This is a genomic window from Pseudoalteromonas sp. MER144-MNA-CIBAN-0113 (assembly GCF_040308965.1).
Lineage (GTDB): Bacteria > Pseudomonadota > Gammaproteobacteria > Enterobacterales > Alteromonadaceae > Pseudoalteromonas > Pseudoalteromonas tetraodonis.
Window position 1 is genome coordinate 1 of the sequence record NZ_JBEOOG010000075.1, and the last position, 19,856, is coordinate 19,856.

General features: G+C 40.2%; 19 protein-coding genes. 6 read left to right on the forward strand and 13 right to left on the reverse strand.

Going from position 1 to position 19,856, the window contains the following annotated elements:
* Positions 1 to 285 precede the first annotated feature (285 nt).
* Entirely contained in the window at positions 286 to 624 is a 339-nt protein-coding gene (locus tag AAEY57_RS15860) for a Grx4 family monothiol glutaredoxin (RefSeq protein ID WP_024602947.1), read from the reverse strand.
* Positions 625 to 888: 264 nt separating this feature from the next.
* Between AAEY57_RS15860 and AAEY57_RS15865 the strand changes: the two genes are divergently transcribed.
* From AAEY57_RS15865 to AAEY57_RS15885, 5 genes are all read left to right on the forward strand, one after another.
* The gene (locus tag AAEY57_RS15865; protein ID WP_010388603.1) at positions 889 to 1,470 is read left to right on the forward strand and encodes a superoxide dismutase; all 582 of its coding nucleotides are present in this window, start codon (positions 889 to 891) and stop codon (positions 1,468 to 1,470) included.
* A 209-nt stretch (positions 1,471 to 1,679) separates the two neighbouring features.
* Positions 1,680 to 3,602 (forward strand): PrkA family serine protein kinase, encoded by a 1,923-nt coding sequence (locus tag AAEY57_RS15870; protein WP_036954370.1) that lies wholly within the window; start codon positions 1,680 to 1,682, stop codon positions 3,600 to 3,602.
* A gap of 31 nt (positions 3,603 to 3,633) precedes the next feature.
* A complete protein-coding gene (locus tag AAEY57_RS15875; protein WP_024602945.1) occupies positions 3,634 to 4,917 on the forward strand; it encodes a YeaH/YhbH family protein in 1,284 nt (427 codons plus the stop codon).
* Positions 4,918 to 4,935: 18 nt separating this feature from the next.
* A complete protein-coding gene (locus AAEY57_RS15880; RefSeq protein ID WP_013465182.1) occupies positions 4,936 to 6,450 on the forward strand; it encodes a SpoVR family protein in 1,515 nt (504 codons plus the stop codon).
* Between the two features lie 5 nt (positions 6,451 to 6,455).
* Positions 6,456 to 7,337, forward strand: a complete 882-nt coding sequence (locus AAEY57_RS15885) for a universal stress protein (RefSeq protein ID WP_350608222.1) — start codon at positions 6,456 to 6,458, stop codon at positions 7,335 to 7,337.
* 10 nt (positions 7,338 to 7,347) lie between these two features.
* On the opposite strand, the gene AAEY57_RS15890 is transcribed toward AAEY57_RS15885, so the two are convergent.
* Together AAEY57_RS15890 and AAEY57_RS15895 are read right to left on the reverse strand one after the other, a co-directional pair.
* Positions 7,348 to 8,319: a sensor domain-containing diguanylate cyclase gene (locus tag AAEY57_RS15890; RefSeq protein WP_008113166.1), complete on the reverse strand. Its 972-nt coding sequence runs from the start codon at positions 8,317 to 8,319 to the stop codon at positions 7,348 to 7,350.
* A gap of 6 nt (positions 8,320 to 8,325) precedes the next feature.
* Positions 8,326 to 9,330 carry a response regulator gene (locus tag AAEY57_RS15895; protein WP_008113168.1) on the reverse strand — a complete coding sequence of 335 codons (1,005 nt, stop codon included), beginning with the start codon at positions 9,328 to 9,330 and terminating at the stop codon, positions 8,326 to 8,328.
* A gap of 211 nt (positions 9,331 to 9,541) precedes the next feature.
* Here AAEY57_RS15895 and tpx point away from each other — a divergent pair, with 211 nt between their 5' ends.
* Positions 9,542 to 10,123 (forward strand): thiol peroxidase, encoded by a 582-nt coding sequence (gene tpx / locus AAEY57_RS15900; RefSeq protein WP_008113169.1) that lies wholly within the window; start codon positions 9,542 to 9,544, stop codon positions 10,121 to 10,123.
* A 74-nt stretch (positions 10,124 to 10,197) separates the two neighbouring features.
* Here the strand turns inward: tpx and adk are convergent, their stop codons facing one another.
* The 10 genes from adk to AAEY57_RS15950 form a co-directional block, all read right to left on the reverse strand.
* Entirely contained in the window at positions 10,198 to 10,842 is a 645-nt protein-coding gene (adk, locus tag AAEY57_RS15905) for an adenylate kinase (protein ID WP_008468042.1), read from the reverse strand.
* A 153-nt stretch (positions 10,843 to 10,995) separates the two neighbouring features.
* On the reverse strand, positions 10,996 to 12,909 hold the full coding sequence (gene htpG, locus AAEY57_RS15910; protein WP_350608223.1) for a molecular chaperone HtpG: 1,914 nt from the start codon (positions 12,907 to 12,909) through the stop codon (positions 10,996 to 10,998).
* A 130-nt stretch (positions 12,910 to 13,039) separates the two neighbouring features.
* Positions 13,040 to 13,753 carry an RluA family pseudouridine synthase gene (locus tag AAEY57_RS15915; protein ID WP_024602878.1) on the reverse strand — a complete coding sequence of 238 codons (714 nt, stop codon included), beginning with the start codon at positions 13,751 to 13,753 and terminating at the stop codon, positions 13,040 to 13,042.
* 105 nt (positions 13,754 to 13,858) lie between these two features.
* The gene (gene recR / locus AAEY57_RS15920) at positions 13,859 to 14,467 is read right to left on the reverse strand and encodes a recombination mediator RecR (protein WP_024602877.1); all 609 of its coding nucleotides are present in this window, start codon (positions 14,465 to 14,467) and stop codon (positions 13,859 to 13,861) included.
* A 6-nt stretch (positions 14,468 to 14,473) separates the two neighbouring features.
* Positions 14,474 to 14,800, reverse strand: coding sequence for a YbaB/EbfC family nucleoid-associated protein (locus AAEY57_RS15925; protein ID WP_010388590.1), 327 nt, complete (start codon positions 14,798 to 14,800; stop codon positions 14,474 to 14,476).
* Between the two features lie 60 nt (positions 14,801 to 14,860).
* Positions 14,861 to 17,194: a DNA polymerase III subunit gamma/tau gene (gene dnaX, locus AAEY57_RS15930; RefSeq protein WP_024602876.1), complete on the reverse strand. Its 2,334-nt coding sequence runs from the start codon at positions 17,192 to 17,194 to the stop codon at positions 14,861 to 14,863.
* Positions 17,195 to 17,197: 3 nt separating this feature from the next.
* Entirely contained in the window at positions 17,198 to 17,743 is a 546-nt protein-coding gene (gene apt, locus AAEY57_RS15935; protein ID WP_013465193.1) for an adenine phosphoribosyltransferase, read from the reverse strand.
* A 161-nt stretch (positions 17,744 to 17,904) separates the two neighbouring features.
* Positions 17,905 to 18,027, reverse strand: coding sequence for a hypothetical protein (locus AAEY57_RS15940; RefSeq protein WP_275450857.1), 123 nt, complete (start codon positions 18,025 to 18,027; stop codon positions 17,905 to 17,907).
* Positions 18,028 to 18,099: 72 nt separating this feature from the next.
* On the reverse strand, positions 18,100 to 18,852 hold the full coding sequence (locus tag AAEY57_RS15945; protein WP_024602875.1) for an HvfC family RiPP maturation protein: 753 nt from the start codon (positions 18,850 to 18,852) through the stop codon (positions 18,100 to 18,102).
* A gap of 54 nt (positions 18,853 to 18,906) precedes the next feature.
* Positions 18,907 to 19,764 carry an HvfB family MNIO-type RiPP peptide maturase gene (locus tag AAEY57_RS15950; RefSeq protein ID WP_024602874.1) on the reverse strand — a complete coding sequence of 286 codons (858 nt, stop codon included), beginning with the start codon at positions 19,762 to 19,764 and terminating at the stop codon, positions 18,907 to 18,909.
* Positions 19,765 to 19,856 lie beyond the last annotated feature (92 nt).

Below are 19,856 nucleotides of genomic sequence, written 5' to 3' on the forward strand. Positions count from 1 at the left end.
ACACCACATAGGCTCTGCCTTGCCTAAATACCAAACAGACTGCTGCAAATTTAACCTTGAAAGGTCAACAGACCCTAATACTGTTCGTTACTTTTACAGCTTTTAATGGCAGCAAATTGTTTGAGGTGGGTATTTATATCGACAGGTTATTGGATCGGCTGAGAATTAAATCCCCATCATAGGAAAATCAGCCTATACCATTGTGAAATCGGCAGGTTCAGTGCTATTTAAGCTTACGCTAGACATAAAAAAAGCTGCAAATTGCAGCTTTTTTTACCTAAACGCTTATTCAGCGTCTGCAGGTTTATGCTTTGCAGCTGTTTCAGCAATCAGTGGTTGTAATTCACCACGTTGAAACATTTCAATGATAATGTCACAGCCACCAATTAACTCGCCTTCAACCCAAAGTTGCGGGAAGGTAGGCCAGTTAGCGTAAGCAGGAAGCTCTGCACGAATGTCTGGATTAAGTAAAATATCCACATATGCAAACGGTTCACCGCACGACATTAATGCTTGTGATGCTTGTGAAGAAAAACCACAATTAGGCAGTTTTGGTGATCCTTTCATGTATAAGATGATTGGGTTTTCAGCAATTTGCTGTTTAATTTTATCGATGGTTTCCATTTACAACCTCAAAATGACGATAGCGAACACATTAGGCCTTGAAAAAGTTTCACTGTGGCCTCAGATATATAGATTAACATAGGCAATTAAAGCCTCAATCTTAAATAGCTTTAGCAAGAGCATTGCTGTTTGCTAAAACTTGAGTAAAATACTCAACAATTATAGTAACACTATATTCCTGTTTGGTATAGATAAGTGCCCTGTTTGCGCAGGCATTACGTATTACTAAATAGACTATCAACCAAAAGAAGATGGAGATAAAAAATGGCATTTGAACTACCGTCACTACCGTATGCAATTGATGCACTTGAGCCACATATTTCACAAGAAACGCTAGAGTTTCACCATGGTAAACACCACAATACTTATGTGACTAAACTTAACGGTTTAATCCCAGGCACTGAGTTTGAAGGTAAATCACTTGAAGAAATCGTATGTTCTTCAGAAGGCGGTGTATTTAACAACGCTGCTCAAATCTGGAACCACACTTTCTACTGGAACAGCCTATCTCCAAATGGCGGTGGCGCTCCAACAGGTGCAATTGCTGATGCAATTAACGCTAAATGGGGCTCATTTGACGCATTTAAAGACGCGTTAAACGACAAAGCAGTAAATAACTTTGGTTCAAGCTGGACGTGGTTAGTTAAACTAGCTGATGGTTCACTAGACATCGTTAATACATCTAACGCTGCAACACCATTAACAGATGCAGGTGTTACACCAATCCTAACAGTGGATTTATGGGAACACGCATACTACATTGATTACCGTAACGTGCGTCCAGATTACCTTAAAGGTTTCTGGTCACTCGTTAACTGGGAATTCGCGAACGCTAACTTCGCATAATTAGTTTTAAACTAATCTTTAAAAAGACGCTTAGGCGTCTTTTTTTATGTCCGCTACTTTATTTGATTAGGGTTATACGTAGGTTGTTTTCTAAAAGTGCATCATGATCATTTTTCATATAAATTTTTAATTTTATTGCACAAAAATTTAAATTCGTGACTAGACTTTAAATAGTGAGTACATTTTCCAAGTAGGTTTCGGAGGTCATTATGACTATTTTTGATCACTACCAAGCACGTTATGAATCAACACAAGAAGAAGAGTACAGTGTTGCTGAGTTTCTAGAAATTTGTAAAACCGATAAGTCTGCTTATGCCAGTGCTCCTGAAAGATTACTGATGGCCATTGGCGAGCCTAAAATGGTAGATACCGCTACCGATACTCGTTTAAGTCGCTTATTTTCGAACCGTGTTGTTGCACGTTACCCTGCATTTGCCGATTTTTATGGTATGGAAGACGCCATTGAGCAAATTGTTTCTTATCTAAAACACGCCGCGCAAGGATTAGAAGAGTGTAAACAAGTGCTTTACTTGCTTGGTCCGGTGGGTGGCGGTAAGTCATCGATTGCTGAAAAGCTAAAGTATTTAATGCAACAAGTGCCTATTTATGCAATTAAGGGCTCCCCGGTTAATGACCATCCGCTGGCATTATTTGATCCCGTTGAAGATGCCAGCCTACTCGAAAAAGAATATGGAATTAAGTCTCGTTACCTCAAAACGGTAATGTCGCCATGGGCCGCAAAACGTTTACAAGAATTTAATGGTGATATTAGTCAATTTAGAGTGGTTAAACGCTTCCCATCAATTTTAAATCAAGTTGCGATTGCTAAAACAGAGCCCGGAGATGAAAACAATCAAGATATTTCTGCTCTTGTTGGTAAGGTAGATATTCGCCAACTTGAACACTTTGCACAAAATGATCCTGATGCTTATGCCTATTCAGGCGCATTATGTTTAGCCAACCAAGGCTTAATGGAATTTGTGGAAATGTTTAAAGCCCCCATAAAAGTGTTACATCCGCTTTTAACAGCGACCCAAGAAGGTAACTATAACGGCACAGAAGGCATAAGCGCCCTGCCATTTAACGGCATGATACTCGCCCACTCTAATGAATCAGAATGGCAAACCTTTAAAAACAATAAAAACAACGAAGCCTTTTTAGACCGTGTTTATATTGTTAAGGTCCCTTATTGCTTACGAGTGACCGAAGAAATTAAAATTTACGATAAGCTTATTGAACACAGTGAGCTTTACAACGCCCCCTGTGCGCCAGGTACACTTAAAATTTTAGCCCAATTTACCACTCTTTCGCGCTTAAAAGAGCCGGAAAACTCAAGCATTTACTCTAAGATGCGAGTTTACGATGGTGAAACCCTTAAAGACACCGATCCAAAAGCGAAGTCGTATCAAGAGTATCGTGATTATGCTGGTGTTGATGAGGGCATGACCGGCCTTTCAACCCGCTTTGCGTTTAAAATTTTATCGCGAGTATTCAACTTTGACACCACCGAAGTGGCCGCCAACCCTGTGCATTTGTTTTATGTGCTTGAGCAACAAATTGAGCGTGAACAATTTAGTGCCGAAGTTGAAGAGCGTTATTTAAGCTTTTTAAAAGGCTATTTAATTCCACAATATGTTGAGTTTATAGGTAAAGAGCTACAAACCGCGTACTTAGAGTCATATTCAGAATATGGCCAAAATATTTTTGACCGCTACGTTATTTATGCTGATTTTTGGATTCAAGATCAAGAATACCGCGACCCTGATACAGGGCAATTATTTGACCGAGATGCACTCAACGCTGAGCTTGAAAAAATAGAAAAGCCTGCAGGTATTTCAAACCCTAAAGATTTTAGAAATGAAATTGTTAACTTTGTACTGCGTGCTCGCGCTCATAACAATGGCAAAAATCCGCTGTGGACAAGTTATGAAAAACTACGCACGGTTATTGAGAAAAAAATGTTCTCAAACACGGAAGACTTACTCCCTGTTATTTCATTTAATGCAAAAACATCAGCTGAAGATCAGCAAAAGCATGAGGACTTTGTTAATCGTATGGTTGAAAAAGGCTACACGCAAAAACAAGTGCGCTTGCTATCTGAGTGGTATTTACGGGTTAGAAAATCGCAATAACCTTCATAATTGCAGTTTTTAGGAGGTCATTATGGCGCATTTTATCGACAGGCGTTTAAATGGCAAAAACAAAAGCACAGTTAACCGCCAGCGTTTTATTAGGCGTTATAAAAAGCAGATCAAAGAAGCGGTGTCTGATGCGATCAATAAACGCAGTGTCACTGATTCAAGCTCTGGAGAGAGTATCTCTATTCCGCAGCGTGATATTAGCGAACCTACTTTTCATCAAGGTAGAGGCGGTAATAGAGAGCAAATACACCCTGGGAACGATCAGTTCTCTACTGGCGACAAAATAGAACGCCCTAAAGGAGGCAAAGGCGGTGGCGCAGGCGAAGGTGAAGCAAGTGACTCTGGCGAAGGCCAAGATGAATTTGTTTTTTCTATCTCTAAAGATGAATACCTTGATTTGTTATTTGAGGATTTAGAACTCCCTAATTTGCAAGAAAACCAGCTTGATAAGCTCGTACAAATGAAAACCCATCGCGCTGGGTTTTGCAGCGATGGTATGCCCAGTAATATTGATGTAGTGCGCTCATTACAAGGTTCTCTAGCTCGTCGTATTGCAATGACCGCAGGTAAAAAACGCCGCCTTAGCGAGCTTGAGGGGCAACTAGCACTGCTGCTTGAACAACCACACTGTGATAAAGCCGCTGTGGCCTTATTACAAAAAGAAATCGACACACTCAAACAGCAAATAAAAACCGTGCCCTTTATCGATAATTACGACTTACGTTTTCGTAACTACGACAAACAACCACACCCAACCAGTAAAGCGGTGATGTTTTGTATTATGGATGTGTCAGGTTCAATGGATCAAGCAACAAAAGACATGGCAAAACGCTTTTACATTTTGCTTTATCAGTTTTTAACTCGCAGCTACAAAGACATCGACGTTGTTTATATTCGCCATCATACCCAGGCTAAAGAAGTTGATGAGCAAGAATTTTTTTATTCACAAGAAACAGGCGGTACCATTGTTTCAAGTGCACTAAAACTGATGAATGAAATAATAGCTGAGCGCTATAACGCTGATGAGTGGAATATATACGCGGCACAAGCTTCTGATGGCGATAATTGGGCCGATGATACGCCCCAATGTGGGCACATTTTACGTAATAAAATACTTAAAGCTGTTCGCTATTTTGCCTATATAGAAATTACCACACGTGCTCATCAAAGTTTATGGCGCGAGTATCAAAGTATTAGCCAAACGAACAGTAATTTTGCCATCCAACATATTCAAGGTGTTGAAGATATTTACCCTATATTTAGGGAGCTATTTAAAAAAGGTCGTCAACAGCAAGGGGCTGCATAGCCAAAGCGAGGTAGCATTATGAACGATAATCGAATAAGTGATGGGCCCGATTGGACCTTTGAACTATTGCAACAATACCAAGACGAAATAGCCCGTGTGGCTGAGCACTATAAGCTAGACACCTACCCTAATCAAATTGAAGTGATCACCGCAGAACAAATGATGGATGCCTACTCAAGTGTAGGCATGCCCATTGGCTACACTCACTGGTCGTATGGTAAAAAATTTATTCAAACGGAGCAAAATTATAAACGCGGCCAAATGGGACTTGCGTATGAAATTGTGATTAATTCCAACCCTTGTATTGCTTACCTAATGGAAGAAAACACCCTTCCGATGCAGGCACTGGTTATGGCACATGCTTGCTATGGGCATAACTCATTTTTTAAAGGGAATTATTTATTTAAAACATGGACTGATGCAGGCTCAATTATTGATTATTTATTGTTTGCTAAAAACTATATTAGCCGCTGTGAAGAAAAGTACGGTATTTCCGAAGTAGAAAGCATACTCGACTCATGTCATGCATTAATGAGTTACGGTGTTGATAGGTACAAACGTCCACAACGAATTTCTTTATTTGAAGAGCAAAAGCGTCAGCAAGAACGGGCTGAGTATTTGCAATCACAAGTTAACGAATTATGGCGTACCATTCCTTCTCAACAGCAAGAGTCAAAAAAACACGAACGCCACTTCCCGCAGGAGCCGCAGGAAAATATTCTGTACTTTATTGAAAAAAATGCCCCTTTACTCGAGTCATGGCAGCGAGAAATCGTCAGGATAGTGCGAAAAATATCACAATACTTTTATCCACAAAAACAAACCCAAGTAATGAATGAAGGTTGGGCCACTTTTTGGCACTATACTATTTTGAACCATTTATATGATGAGGGAAAACTAACCGACTCATTTATGTTGGAGTTTTTACAAAGCCATACTAATGTTGTGTACCAACCTCCATATAATAGCGATTATTACTCAGGTATTAACCCCTATGCACTGGGCTTTAATATGATGGTTGATATACGTCGTATTTGTGAAAACCCAACAGAAGAAGATAAACGCTGGTTCCCTGAGCATGCGGGCAGTGACTGGCTCGAGACACTGCACTTTGCAATGCAAAATTTCAAAGATGAGAGTTTTATTAGCCAATTTTTATCCCCTAAGCTGATTCGGGATTTTAAATTATTCACCATAGTCGACCATGCTAGTAACCCACATTTAGAAATAGGCGCTATTCACGACGATAATGGCTACAAAGCGGTTAGAGAAGCACTTTCTGCACAATATAACCTTAGTAATCATGAGCCTAACATACAAGTTTACGATGTTGACTTACGCGGCGACCGCTCTTTAACCCTACGATATGTACCTCATAATGCCGTTCCACTGGCTAACTCCCATGGGGAGGTATTAAAACACCTTTACAGACTATGGGGCTTTAAGGTAAAACTGGAACAGGAGTCAAATTCTGGTGAGATTTCAACCATTGGTCAATGTCCAATTGATGATTCACGCCATACAACAGAGTAAAAATAATGGACAAAAAAAAGCTTCTTGTACTGATTGATTCGGTTGAATTTGCAAAAACGTCATTGCAGCATGCTAAACAAAAAGCGCTGCAAGGGAATAAACATATTGATATTGTTGCATTTAGCTTTGAAGAAACCGGCAATATTTTATTTTCTCTGTCGCCAGAACAACTACTTGCGCTGCAAGATAAATGCCTTGCATCATTAAGGGCACAGTTGGAGCCACTGATTAGCGCTGAACTGGAGGGTTGCAGTTATACCTTTCAAACCGCATGGCATGAAGCCCCCGAGCAGTGGCTTAACGAAGATATTAATACTGATGACTACGAAATGGTGATAAAAACACGCCATATCGACAGCGACAGCCAATTTAGTGAACTTGATTGGCAACTTATCCGCTTTACACCCATCGCTTTGTATTTAGCGGCAGATAACAAGTGGCGCAAGCATACCAACATACTCGCCGCACTTGATTTAGCCAGCGAAAAAACCGCAAAACATAAGCTTAATCAGTCAATTATTAAATATGGCCTAGCATACGCACAGCGAACAGACTGTGAATTTTATGCCGGCTACACAGTGTATATTTCTCCAATATTAAGAGATTTAGGCTTAGTATTTTCAGAAGAGCAACTAGTCAATGCCTTTGAGAAATTACCTCAACCACAGCAACAACTCATTATTGATAATAACTTACGCGACAAACTTTATATTAAAGCGGGTTTACCTGAGCAGGTGATCCCAAGCTTAGCGGCTAAGTTTAATGCTGATTTAGTGATTATAGGTTCTGTAGGAAATGTTGGGATTAAAGCAAAGCTGATTGGTAATACTGCAGAGAAAATAATGCGTTTACTCAAAACTGATTTACTAATTTTACCTCCCAATTAAAAAATGATGCTTATGCATCATTTTTTATATCAGCGTATACCGACACTCTATTTCGTCCATTTTCTTTTGAGTGATAAAGTGCTTTATCTGCAGCTTCAATCCAACGTTCATGATCTTTAAATTCGTTGTCAAAGCAAGCAATACCCACACTAATAGCCATATGTACTGTATGCTCTTTGTATTTAGCGGGTGAGGTTTCAATTAATTGGCGTAAGCGCTCAGCAAATACAATCGCCCCTTGTTTATCGGTATCTAACAAAGTAACAACAAACTCTTCACCACCGTAGCGCCCAGCAATATCTGTTTCACGCAATGCAGTTCTCAGTAAACTCGCTATATGACGAAGTGCTTCATCTCCTGCACTGTGGCCAAAGTCATCGTTTACCTTTTTAAAGTGATCAATATCAAAAATTAATAACGAACAACAGCCTTCACTGCGCTTAGTACGTAAAAATTCTTGGTGCAACAAATGCTCCCAATGTCCTCGGTTTGCAAGCTGGGTAAGGCTGTCGGTTTGACTAACTCGCTCTAATTTTTTGTTTAACTCTTCAAGCTCTTTTTTGTTCACCGCAATATCAGTCACGTCGTAGAGAATAATGCAAATATGCGCCACTTCGCCTCGCGTGTCGGTCAGCGGGATAAATGTTGCGTTTTGATACATGTAATCTGCTTTACCAGTAATAGGTCGATAGTTTTTAAAGCGAAAAATATACGGCTGTTGTTCCCAAATAGTAAATGAGCGATTTTTTAATACAAACACGGATTCTGCTTTACTCTTGAACCATTTTTCATCAATGGCTGGGAATAGATCAAACAAGTCTTTATCTTTTACAGCACTGGGTAACAGCCCTGAATGATTTTCCATAAAGCCATTCCATACGCACACCTTGTAGTCTCTATCAAGCACTACAAGGCCTACATCAACCGTATTAAACATGTCCATTAACCAATGGATTTCATTTAAATCTAAATCAGCAGGCATAAATATTTAATCTTCCAGCAGATAGGCAACTTTATATTTTAAAGTTTTGAGTGAATCTTCAGTAAAGAGCAACATTAAATCACAACTAATATCATGATTTTCAATACCGTAACTAATTTCTATGGCGAGTGTTCGCTGCCAACGATCTTTATTTGATTTTACCAGCTCTGACACGTCACGATGCTGCCCCAATACAATTGGGTGGCCTTGAGAGAAAGTCATATCAAGCTGCTTTGAAAAACCAGTTAAAATAGCACCTATCAGAATATTACTAATATCCATTAACAGCTCTAACTCAACCTTATCGTTAAGTTCACCGTCGTAATTCATTAAAGATGCAATTTCTTTAAAACTAGAGTCGTTTAGTAGCAGTAGCGCCTCACCAGAGACACCGCCCCCAATAAAACCTTGGCAGATGCCCGATGTAGTGCTGCTGTTGTCAACTGAACGCAACGCCATATCGAGTTCGCTAACTTCTAAAACATTTACATTAGGTATAGGTAATTTAACGAACACATTGAGCAGTCTTGCAAGTAGGTCTCCCGCTTGCCCCATAGCAACATTAGTGAGTTCTTGGTAGACGTCACGTACATCAGGGTCAACTTGCTCACCAAGCGCATTGGAGAGCCGCTCTCGTAACGCTTTATCTTTAATACCATGGTGTTCAATGATGGCGGCGAGCTTTTCGGAGGAACATGGCTTTTGAATAAAATCTATTGCGCCAAGTTCAAGTACACGTTGATGCGCACTCGGTTGAATGTCGCCAGATACCACTACAGTTAATACATTGAGTCCCTGCTCTTTCATGGCCGTTAACACTTCATAACCATCCATTTCTGGCATATTTAAGTCAAGGAAAAGAATTTCAGGGGGAGATTTAGTGAGCTGTTTTATGCAGTCGACACCATCATATGCAAATTCAACTTTTATATCCCAATCATCGGGTAAGGAGCGAGCCAACTGACGTCGTGCTAATTTTGAATCATCACATATTAAAACCGATGTTGACATACAATCTCACTATTTTAAAACGGGGTGTAATTTTAAGCGTATAAAACAAGCCACAGATACATAAAACAATACCTATTTCTTATATATAGTAATCAATGTATTGCTTATTTACAATTTTAGGCAAAATAAAGCTAGGATTATTCTGCTTGGTTACTTATCTACATTATAATACACTCACCACTATTACGTTAATTTAAAAGGAAAAAATTCCATGCGTCGTACATTAGCTTTTGCATTAAGCCTATTTTGCTGTGCCAGTTTTGCCGCAGACTTACCAGAAAATACACTCGATGCAGGAAAAGTAACCGCACAAGGTAAGCCAGTGACATTATTAGGTAAAGGCCTTATCGTTGGTGAAGATGCCCCTAATTTTAAAGTAGTTAATGACAGTTTTACTGCAGTTACGTTAGAAGATTATAAAGGTCAAGCAGTATTAATTAGTGTTGTTCCAAGCTTAGATACCGGTATTTGTAGCTTACAAACTAAGCACTTTAATGAAAAAGTCGCCCAGCAATTTCCTGGTGTAGCCATGCTCACCATTAGTGCCGATTTACCGTTTGCGCAAAAGCGTTTTTGTAAAGCAGAGAATATCGATAAAGTTACGACACTGTCTGATTCTGTATGGCGTGATTTTGGCCAAAAGTATGGCTTAATAATTAAAGATATGGGCTTACTTACCCGCGCGGTGTTTATTTTAGATAAAAGCCATAAAGTTATTTATAAGCAATTAGTTAGTAGTTTATCAACTGAGCCTGAATACGATAGCGTTATTGAAAAGCTTAAAACGCTTTAAGGGTCGAATTTCGAATAATAAAAAAACCGCTATGAAGCGGTTTTTTTAATTATGTTTTTAATTTTAGATAAAAATTAACCTAAAAGCTCAGCTAGTTGCTTGCTTACTGCTTCAACCGCTTGTGTACCGTCTAGTTTATGGTACTGCGTGTTACCCGCTTTCGCTTCTGCTTGGTAGTAGTCAACCAATGGCATTGTTTGCTCATGGTAAATACCTAAGCGTTTACGAACTGTCTCTTCGGTATCATCTGCACGAATAATAAGTTCTTCACCTGTTTCGTTGTCTTTACCTTCCTCTTTTGGTGGATTGTAAACAACATGATAAACACGACCAGAACCTGGATGAACACGACGTCCGCCCATACGCTCAACAATAACTTCATCAGCAACATCAAATTCAATAACGTGATCAACCACTACGCCATTTTCTTTCATAGCATCAGCTTGTGGAATTGTACGTGGGAAACCATCTAGTAAGAAGCCTTTCTCACAATCTGGTTTTGCAATACGCTCTTTAACAAGGCCAATAATAATATCGTCAGAAATAAGCTGACCTGCGTCCATTACTTTTTTTGCTTCTAGGCCAAGTGGTGTGCCTTCTTTAATTGCAGCTCGTAGCATATCACCGGTAGAAATTTGTGGAATACCGTATCTATCCATTAAAAACTGAGCTTGAGTACCTTTACCTGCACCCGGCGCGCCCAAAAGAATAATGCGCATATCATTGTCCCCTAATATGAGAGTTTATTTTAAAGTCTGAATTCTTCCATAAGCGCTGCAGATACTCAAGTAACTTATACTAATTGTCTATACAACAGCGCATAAAAAAGGGAACAGACGTTCCCTTTTTACTCAATCATTGATTTTTAATACTTATTTGCTTAAATCAAGCATAAGTTTATTTAAGCGAGTTACAAATCCAGTTGGATCTTTAAGCGTACCGCGCTCTGCAAGCAAGGCTTGGTCTAGTAGTACATGTGACCACTGTGCAAACTTATCTTCGTCTTGCTCATCATTTAAGTGCTTAACCAGTTGGTGATCTGGGTTTAATTCAAACACAGGCTTAGCCTCTGGAACAGCTTGACCTACTGACTCCATTAGCTTTTGCATTTGCGAGCTCATGTCGTTGTCATCGCTCACTACACACGCTGGTGAGTCAGTTAAGCGGTGAGTAAAGCGTACATCTTTAACATCATCACCTAACGCAGTTTTGATGCGCTCAACTAAGCCTGCAACTTCTTTTTCAGACTCTTCTTGTGCTTTTTTAGTTTCTTCGTCATCTAGCTTACCTAAGTCTAAATCACCACGGGTAATTGACTGAAATTGCTTTTCGCCAAATTCCGTTAAATGGCTCATCATCCACTCATCTACACGATCGCTTAGCAACAATACTTCAATGCCTTTTTTACGGAAGATTTCTAAGTGTGGTGAATTTTTAGCAGCAATAAATGAGTCAGCAACCACATAGTAAATTTTATCTTGGCTGTCTTTCATGCGCTCAATGTATTGCTCAAGTGAAACATCTTGAGTTTCTGAGTCGGTGTGCGTTGATGAAAAGCGCAGTAATTTAGCAATGCTTTCTTTGTTGGCCGCATCTTCAGCTGGGCCTTCTTTCATTACCTGACCAAATTCATTCCAAAATGTTTGGTAATCATCAGCTTTGTTTTTAGCCATACGCTCAAGCATTTTAATAATACGCGACGTACACCCCTTACGAATAGCTTGGGTTACTTTGTTGTCTTGTAAAATTTCACGCGATACGTTTAGCGGTAAATCGTTTGAGTCTAATAAGCCTTTAACAAAACGTAAGTAGCTTGGCATAAACTGTTCAGCGTCATCCATAATAAACACGCGTTGCACATAAAGTTTTAAACCACTTTGGCGCTCACGGTTCCATAAATCAAAGGGTGCTTTTTTAGGAATGTATAACAAACTGGTGTATTCAGTTTTACCTTCAACTTTGTTATGTCCCCAGCTAAGCGGATCTTCCCAGTCGTGGCTTACATGCTTATAAAACTCTTTGTATTCGTCCTCAGAAATTTCTGATTTGTCACGTGTCCACAATGCAGTTGCACGGTTAATGCTTTCCCACTCACCTGGAACAGCTGGGATTTTTTCACCATCTTCACCTTCAGACTCAGGTACTTCTGCCTTGTACATTTGTACTGGTGTAGAAATATGATCAGAGTATTTAGTGACGATACTGCGAAGACGCCACTCATCTGCATATTCATTTTCTTCTTCACGAAGATGTAAAATAATGTCTGTACCACGGCCTTCTTTTTCGATTTCTTGTAGCGTGTACTCGCCTTCACCTTTTGACTGCCATTCAACCGCTGTAGTCTCTCCTGCTTTACGAGTACGAACAGTCACTTCATCAGCAACAATAAATGCTGAGTAAAAACCAACACCAAACTGGCCAATAAGCTGTGAATCTTTACTTTGATCGCCTGTTAAGTTTTTGAAAAATTCAGCCGTACCCGACTTAGCAATGGTGCCTAATGAGCTGATCACTTCATCACGCGTCATACCAATACCATTATCAGAAATGGTTACCGTATTGGCTTCTTTATCAGCACTAATACGTACACGTAAATCAGCATCACCTTGATATAAGTCGCCGTTTGATAACGCTAAAAAGCGTAATTTATCGGCTGCATCAGATGCATTTGATACAAGCTCACGTAAAAATATTTCTTTATTAGAATAAAGCGAGTGAATCATTAAGTTTAGTAATTGTTTTACTTCTGTTTGAAAGCCTAATGTTTCTTTTTGTGCTGCAGTCATTTATGTATCTCCAATTTGCAAAGTGTCTGCGTTATGCACTTAATATGGGGGGAGGTGTCAGAACTTCAAGGGAAAAAAGTAAAAAAAGCTGCCAGCAAAAAACAACAATATTATAAAAAACAATATCTGTTCAAAATGGGCTAGCACAGTGTAAATGCATCGGCTTTTGAGTGCTTGGATGATGAAAGTATATATCGCTGGCATGTAACTGCAAACGCGACGCCATCTGCTCACTCTGTTCACTTTTATACAAATCGCAGCCTAAAATAGGATGCCCAATTGCATGACTATGAATACGTAATTGATGCGTTCGACCAGTAACGGGGGTAAATTGCACTAACGTCTTGATTGGTTGTATAAAACGCTTAAGTACTGTGTAGTGTGTTAAGGCCGCTTTGCCTGTGGTGTTACATAACTTAACACGAGGAAAATAGAGTTTGTCTTTAGCAATCGGGTAATTTATTTGTCCGTGGTTATCGCACACTTTTCCTTGCAACATAGCGACATAGCGTTTGCTTATGGTGTGACTTTGAAATTGTTGATTGAGGTTTTTTGCCGACTCACTATTGAGTGCCACCAGCATGATCCCTGAGGTTCCAAAATCTAATCGATGAGGTAACTTTGCTTCTGCAAAGGCGGCTGTTTTACCCTGTTGACCATTGACTAAACGATAATGAACGGAATCCCAATTTAGTGGGTTTTTACCCGACAAACTCAATAAACCGCTAGGTTTATTGATCACTAAAAGCGCCTCATCTTGATAAATAATTTTTATGTGTTCATGGCAAACAGGTGCGATAAAGTCATCAACAATCACATTAGCACTTTGGGTTATTGCAGCCATACCATCCTTAAACTTTTGTTTATATTGCAATTAAAGCCAACAAAAAAGCCTACAGCATGTATGTAGGCTTTTAAAGTAAGTTCAAATAGTTAAGCTTAAAATAAACTATTCATGGCTGACTAAGCGCCTACCGCTAAATGCATGCATAAGCGTCATTCCATCGACTAAATCAAGCTCACCACCAACAGGAATACCATGAGCAATACGCGATGCACCCACATTGTTTTTGTGGCAAAGCTGAGCAATATAATGCGCCGTTGTTTCGCCTTCAACCGAAGGATTTGTGGCTAAAATGACTTCATTAATACCGCCTTGCGCAAGCTTTTGCTCGAGTACATCAAGGCCAATTTCTTTAGGCCCTATGCCATCAATCGGTGATAAATGCCCCATTAATACAAAGTAAAGCCCTTTGTATTGACCTGTTTGCTCAATGGCGAGTACATCCGTTGGCGATTCAACAACACATAAAATACCACTGTCTTGGCGTTTAGTGCTTAAGCAAATATCACATTGTGCTTGCTCGGTAAATGTGCGGCACGATTGGCAATGACCTACAGCGCTCATTGCTTTAGTCAAGGCATTACCAAGTTGAGCACCGCCTTTACGGTCGCGCTCTAATAAATGAAATGCAATACGCTGGGCAGACTTCGGGCCAATACCTGGCTGACAACGAAGTGCCTCTATCAGCGATGTTAAACTATCTGAAAGTTGCATAGTTGCTTAGAACGGCATTTTCATACCAGGCGGTAATTGCATACCGCCTGTCACTTTGCCCATACGCTCTTGCGTTTCTTCAGCAACGCGGCGAACAGCATCATTACACGCTGCTGCAAGTAAATCTTCAATCATGTCTTTGTCGTCTTCCATTAAGCTCTCATCAAGCTCAACACGGCGCACGTTGTGGTTACCAAGCATGGTTACTTTAACTAAACCGGCACCAGCTTCACCAACGACTTCCATTGTTGCGATTTCTTCTTGGGCTTTTTGCATGCGCTCTTGCATTTGCTGCGCTTGCTTCATCATGTTACCCATTCCACCTTTAAACATAATCGTCTCTCTTTCTTTTAATACATTAACTGAAGTATAAATAAGGGCACTGGTCGTTAATTACAATGCCTGAATACTGTTTTCGTCAATTTCAGCGCTAAATAACTGTTGAAATTGTACTATATTTTCATCACTTGTGATCACATCAATCGCTTGCTGATGACGACCTGCATCAATTTTTTGTTGAATTAGATAAGGCGAGTCAATCACCCCACTGGCAAAGTCGATATTTAGCTCAACGTTATGTCCATAAATAGTCGATAACGCCACATTTAACTTTTGGCGCAGCATAGGCGTATCTAAATGCTTTTGCGATTCATCGACTTCAATATGAAAATGATTGTCTTGCTTGGTAAAAATTGAATGCAAGGCAAACTGGCGCATGCGCCCGCCAAGCCCCATTCGCTTAATTAAATAAGCCCATTCATCTTGTTGATGGGCAAATCTAATTTCACTGATGGGGCTTTGAAAATCATCCGGCACCGGAATACTTGGTGCTTGTTCAACAACAGGAGCCGGTTTTTGCGGATTAATTTGCTCTAATAGCTCAGGTGCAAGATTTTCGGTAATTGTTTGATGCTTTGCTTTAAAGTCAACTTTATTTGCAGGTTTAGTGCTTACCTGTGGCTTGCTCCCTGACATGGGGAGCGCTGGCTTTTTTGGTAACTCATCACCCGCCTCACTATCCCATGGAGGCGGCTCCTGCGCTACAGTTTGAGGTGTATTGCTAATAGGTTTATCGACGGGCCTAGCAGGGGTCGATTTTGGCACAACAGGTTTTTCGGTTGCTGCGCTTGACAGTTTACCCGCACCGGAAATATTTCTGTCACGTAAAATACGCGCTATTGCAGACTGTGCACGTGCTTCTTGCTCGCCCATTGTTGGCGCTGAATGCTCAGTGCTACTAGGTACGTTTGATAGCTCAGGATTAAATCCTTGGTCAACCGCGCTACTCATTACATCATCGTATTGCGCTGCAATGGTTTGTTCTACATCGCTGTGCTGCATGTAGGCATCATCTTTGCTTTGACGCTGTGCTTGTTCATCGCTCATTGGCGTTGTATCAGACACGTTTGGCTGACTTTGCGTTGACTCTTGCTCAATGTGAGTCCGGCTATTATCAGAGCGCGAAACCTCAGGCTCAGCAGCCTCTATTGGCTGTGGATTATGTATTGATGGCTGACTTTCAGTGCTATTGCTCTGCGCTGGTTTATTTTTATTTAAAATATCACGCAATGCATTGGTACGCCCTGTGGCATTTTGCTCTGGCGCGGGTTGCGAGCTAGGTGCTGAATGCGTCGTTTGTGAGTGCTCAGGTTGAAATGCTAACAATCGTAGCATAATCATCTCAAACCCTAAGCGTGGCTCAGGCGCCCACTGTAAATCTTTTTTGCCATTCAGTAATAACTGATAATACACTTGAATTTGCTGAGCATGAGTGTGCGCTGCAACATGCTTAATGTAGTCAGCATTATTGCTATCAAGTGCTGCCGCTTCAGGCACTAATTGGCTTAATTGAATAATATGCGTAAGTGCAATTAAGTCATCAAGTAGTGCAATGTAATTAGGATTTCTGCTCGCGACTTGGGCAACTTCAGCCATTAAGGCTGCGCCATCCTGCGCGAGTAATGCAGCGAGTAAACTCTGACTATAATGGGTATCCATTAAACCAAGCATGGCTTGAACAGCTTGATTATTAATATCGCCATTTGTTTGGGCAATAGCCTGATCGGTCAGGCTCAGCGCATCTCGCATACTGCCATCGGCTGCTTTAGCAATAATACTTAGGGCATCATTATCAAAATTGAGCTGCTCTTGCGTAAGAACATGCTCAAGCTGTTGCTTAATTTCAGCTTGCGACAAGGCATTTAAATTAAACTGTAAACAGCGCGATAAAATAGTTACCGGTAATTTTTGTGGATCGGTGGTCGCCAGTAAAAACTTTACATGCTCAGGTGGCTCTTCAAGCGTTTTTAATAAGGCATTAAAGCTGTGCTTTGACAACATGTGTACTTCATCAATTAAGTACACTTTATAGCGTCCGCGGGTTGGCGCATATTGAACGTTATCGAGTATTTCGCGAGTATCTTCAACTTTTGTGCGTGAGGCCGCATCTATTTCGAGTAAATCAATGTAGCGCCCTGCTTCTATATCAACACAGCTACTACATTGACCACATGGTGTGGCAGAAATGCCCTCATCACAATTTAAGCTTTTAGCAAAAATACGCGCAATGGTCGTTTTACCAACACCACGGGTTCCAGTGAATAAATAAGCGTGATGCAGTCTATTTTGACTCAGCGCATTAACCAGCGCTTGTTTAACATGAGACTGCCCAACCAATTCATGAAAGGTTTGAGGACGCCATTTTCTCGCTAGAACCTGATAACTCATCGATTATTCGCCTTCGAATTCAACCAATTTTAGGATTTTAATACCCATTTTTTCAACACGCTGCTCCCCACCTAGTTCAGGTAACGATACGACGAATGCTGCATCTGTGGCGTTGCCGCCTAATTTTGCAACCAACTTGGCTGTTGCTTCAATTGTACCACCGGTCGCCAACAAGTCGTCAACTAGCAATACTTTGTCACCGGCTACAATCGCATCAGTATGAAGCTCTAATGTATCTTCACCATATTCGAGTTGGTAATCTTGGCGAATAACTTCGCGCGGTAATTTACCAGGTTTGCGAACAGGGATAAAAGGAATTCCCAAGGCATAAGATAGCGGTGCACCAAAAATAAAGCCACGCGATTCTGTGCCGATAATTTTAGTAAAACCTTGATCTTTATAGGCGTTAATAAATGCATCTATGGTTGCTTTAAACGCTTCAGGGTTTGCCATTAGGGTTGTTACATCGCGAAACATAATGCCCGCTTTAGGGTAATCAGCAATTGTAGTAATGCTGTTTTTGATAATTGCTGGTGTTACTTGAGTCATAATTTTAACTGCTCAATGGTTCATATTACAAAGCAGGTGATTATAACCTTAAGTGAGCGTAAATTGCGAGTTTGCGGTAGTTATAAAAATTCAGGAAGGGTAAACAAGATAAAAAAATATAAGGCTGATGAAAACAACAGCCTTATGAAATAAAGCAAAAATTACGTCAAGCTGGTGATCCAACCTAAAATAGCATTTAAACACCCTATTCCAGCAAACACGGCTAAAAATGCAAAAAAGTAAACCGCATTAAACGGGTCTTTAAACTCTTTATCATCTGACATCGGTACAACCTTTTATTAAGCACAACAAATAAAGGCGTTATAATAGACGATGTGAAATAATCTATAAAGAGCTTAATCTTGATTTTTTGTCACTATAATTTGACGCTGTGCCATAGCCGTTAGGGTACTTAATGCGCCTTGAGTTATTTGCTCAAGGCTAAATTGAGGTGCATTTTCACTGACTTGCTGGCAAACATGCGCAAATGTGCTTCCTGCGTTATTGTCAATAATAGACAACAGCATGGCGGTCATCGCATTAGTTGCTAAAAATTGTACTTCATCGTCTTTATCTCTGTACACCACAAAATAATGTGGCTGCTCAGAGGGCTGTTGCGGTTGAAACGCTTCGCTAATATGTTGTACGGGGAATTCATAGCTTAAGTTACGTGCCGTTTTAGATAAATATAAAGGGCTATGGGTTAATTGATTCGTTACCAGTTCGGTCTCATTCAAGTCAGCCTGAGTTACCGATACATCAAGCTCAATCCATTCATAATGCGCCAGCGCTAGCATAAACACAGGGTCGCACTCTTTGGGCACATAACTTGTCATTAAATACGTTATAAACTCTTCAGCAATATCTAAAAAGTAAGGAGACTGGCAATCATGTTCACTAAAAAATTGACGAACTAGTAATAGCCACTGTTGCTCACTATAGAGTGTTTTTAAAACTGGAAATGCTGATGAAACAAACCCATTAATATTATTAAAAAAAAGCTCCCGATAAATAGCCATACGTCTGTCTTCAACATCTGCTGGGCAAGGGTTCGTGTTGGGCTGGCGAATATGAGCCATAAACTCATTTTGAATATCGATAAAACTCATAGTTAATACTCTTTTAAAACCATGCTGTTGTTATTACTAGCTGCATAGGACTGTTTAAGCACTTTGCTCAGTGGATAACAGCTGCAGGTGCTTTGCTTGTAATTGATGAATTATATCCAGCTCTTTGGTTAACACGTTAATAGGTGGAATATTAAAGTCCCGCTCTAACAGCGTCGGAAATACACCATGTGTTTCATAAGCGCTATCAAGCAACTGCCATACGGGATCAATAACATCTGCGCCATGAGTATCTATAATAAGGTCATCAGCCTCATTGTAGTGGCCTGCAACATGACAATAGGCAATTTTATTAGTTGGTAGCCCACTTAAAAACGCTTGTGCATCATAACCATGATTAATCGAGTTCACATAAATATTATTAACGTCTAATAGCAACTGGCAGTCTGCGTCTTCTAAAATAGCATTGGTAAATTCAAGCTCTGATAGCTGCTGACCAGGGGCACCATAATAAGACACATTTTCTAGCGCTAGCGGGCGTTCTAAAATATCTTGTACCTGTTTAACCCGAGAAACAACATGGTTAACCGCCTCCTCAGTAAAAGGAATTGGCATTAAGTCATACATATGGCCTTTACCTGAGCAATAGCTTAAATGTTCGCTATAAGCTTTAATATCGTGGTTATCAAAGAAAGATTTTAACGACTTTATAAATTCAATATCGAGCGGCTCAGGTGAGCCAATAGAAAGAGATAAACCATGGCAAACAAAATAATTAGTATTGGTTAACTGCTTAAATTGCTTTTCAAAGCGCCCACCTAGCTTTAACCAGTTCTCTGGGGCCACTTCCATAAACTCAATTTGTTTTGGTATGGCATGCTCAAGCTCATCTAGCATTTCTCTTCGCAAGCCTAAACCGACCATGCCAAAGTTAGGCGTTTGATTTTGAGCCATAATAAAACCTCATATTAAGTAAAAGATCCACCTTCTAAAGAAGGTGGCTTTGAATTAGCCCCCTAAAAGGGGGCGTTGTTTACTCCAGAGTT

Bases quoted from the DNA above. Each gene is read 5' to 3' on its own strand.
- AAEY57_RS15860 (WP_024602947.1), bottom strand. From the start codon at position 624: ATGGAAACCATCGATAAAATTAAACAGCAAATTGCTGAAAACCCAATC.
- AAEY57_RS15865 (WP_010388603.1), top strand. From the start codon at position 889: ATGGCATTTGAACTACCGTCACTACCGTATGCAATTGATGCACTTGAG.
- AAEY57_RS15870 (WP_036954370.1), top strand. From the start codon at position 1,680: ATGACTATTTTTGATCACTACCAAGCACGTTATGAATCAACACAAGAA.
- AAEY57_RS15875 (WP_024602945.1), top strand. From the start codon at position 3,634: ATGGCGCATTTTATCGACAGGCGTTTAAATGGCAAAAACAAAAGCACA.
- AAEY57_RS15880 (WP_013465182.1), top strand. From the start codon at position 4,936: ATGAACGATAATCGAATAAGTGATGGGCCCGATTGGACCTTTGAACTA.
- AAEY57_RS15885 (WP_350608222.1), top strand. From the start codon at position 6,456: ATGGACAAAAAAAAGCTTCTTGTACTGATTGATTCGGTTGAATTTGCA.
- AAEY57_RS15890 (WP_008113166.1), bottom strand. From the start codon at position 8,319: ATGCCTGCTGATTTAGATTTAAATGAAATCCATTGGTTAATGGACATG.
- AAEY57_RS15895 (WP_008113168.1), bottom strand. From the start codon at position 9,330: ATGTCAACATCGGTTTTAATATGTGATGATTCAAAATTAGCACGACGT.
- tpx (WP_008113169.1), top strand. From the start codon at position 9,542: ATGCGTCGTACATTAGCTTTTGCATTAAGCCTATTTTGCTGTGCCAGT.
- adk (WP_008468042.1), bottom strand. From the start codon at position 10,842: ATGCGCATTATTCTTTTGGGCGCGCCGGGTGCAGGTAAAGGTACTCAA.
- htpG (WP_350608223.1), bottom strand. From the start codon at position 12,909: ATGACTGCAGCACAAAAAGAAACATTAGGCTTTCAAACAGAAGTAAAA.
- AAEY57_RS15915 (WP_024602878.1), bottom strand. From the start codon at position 13,753: ATGGCTGCAATAACCCAAAGTGCTAATGTGATTGTTGATGACTTTATC.
- recR (WP_024602877.1), bottom strand. From the start codon at position 14,467: ATGCAACTTTCAGATAGTTTAACATCGCTGATAGAGGCACTTCGTTGT.
- AAEY57_RS15925 (WP_010388590.1), bottom strand. From the start codon at position 14,800: ATGTTTAAAGGTGGAATGGGTAACATGATGAAGCAAGCGCAGCAAATG.
- dnaX (WP_024602876.1), bottom strand. From the start codon at position 17,194: ATGAGTTATCAGGTTCTAGCGAGAAAATGGCGTCCTCAAACCTTTCAT.
- apt (WP_013465193.1), bottom strand. From the start codon at position 17,743: ATGACTCAAGTAACACCAGCAATTATCAAAAACAGCATTACTACAATT.
- AAEY57_RS15940 (WP_275450857.1), bottom strand. From the start codon at position 18,027: ATGTCAGATGATAAAGAGTTTAAAGACCCGTTTAATGCGGTTTACTTT.
- AAEY57_RS15945 (WP_024602875.1), bottom strand. From the start codon at position 18,852: ATGAGTTTTATCGATATTCAAAATGAGTTTATGGCTCATATTCGCCAG.
- AAEY57_RS15950 (WP_024602874.1), bottom strand. From the start codon at position 19,764: ATGGCTCAAAATCAAACGCCTAACTTTGGCATGGTCGGTTTAGGCTTG.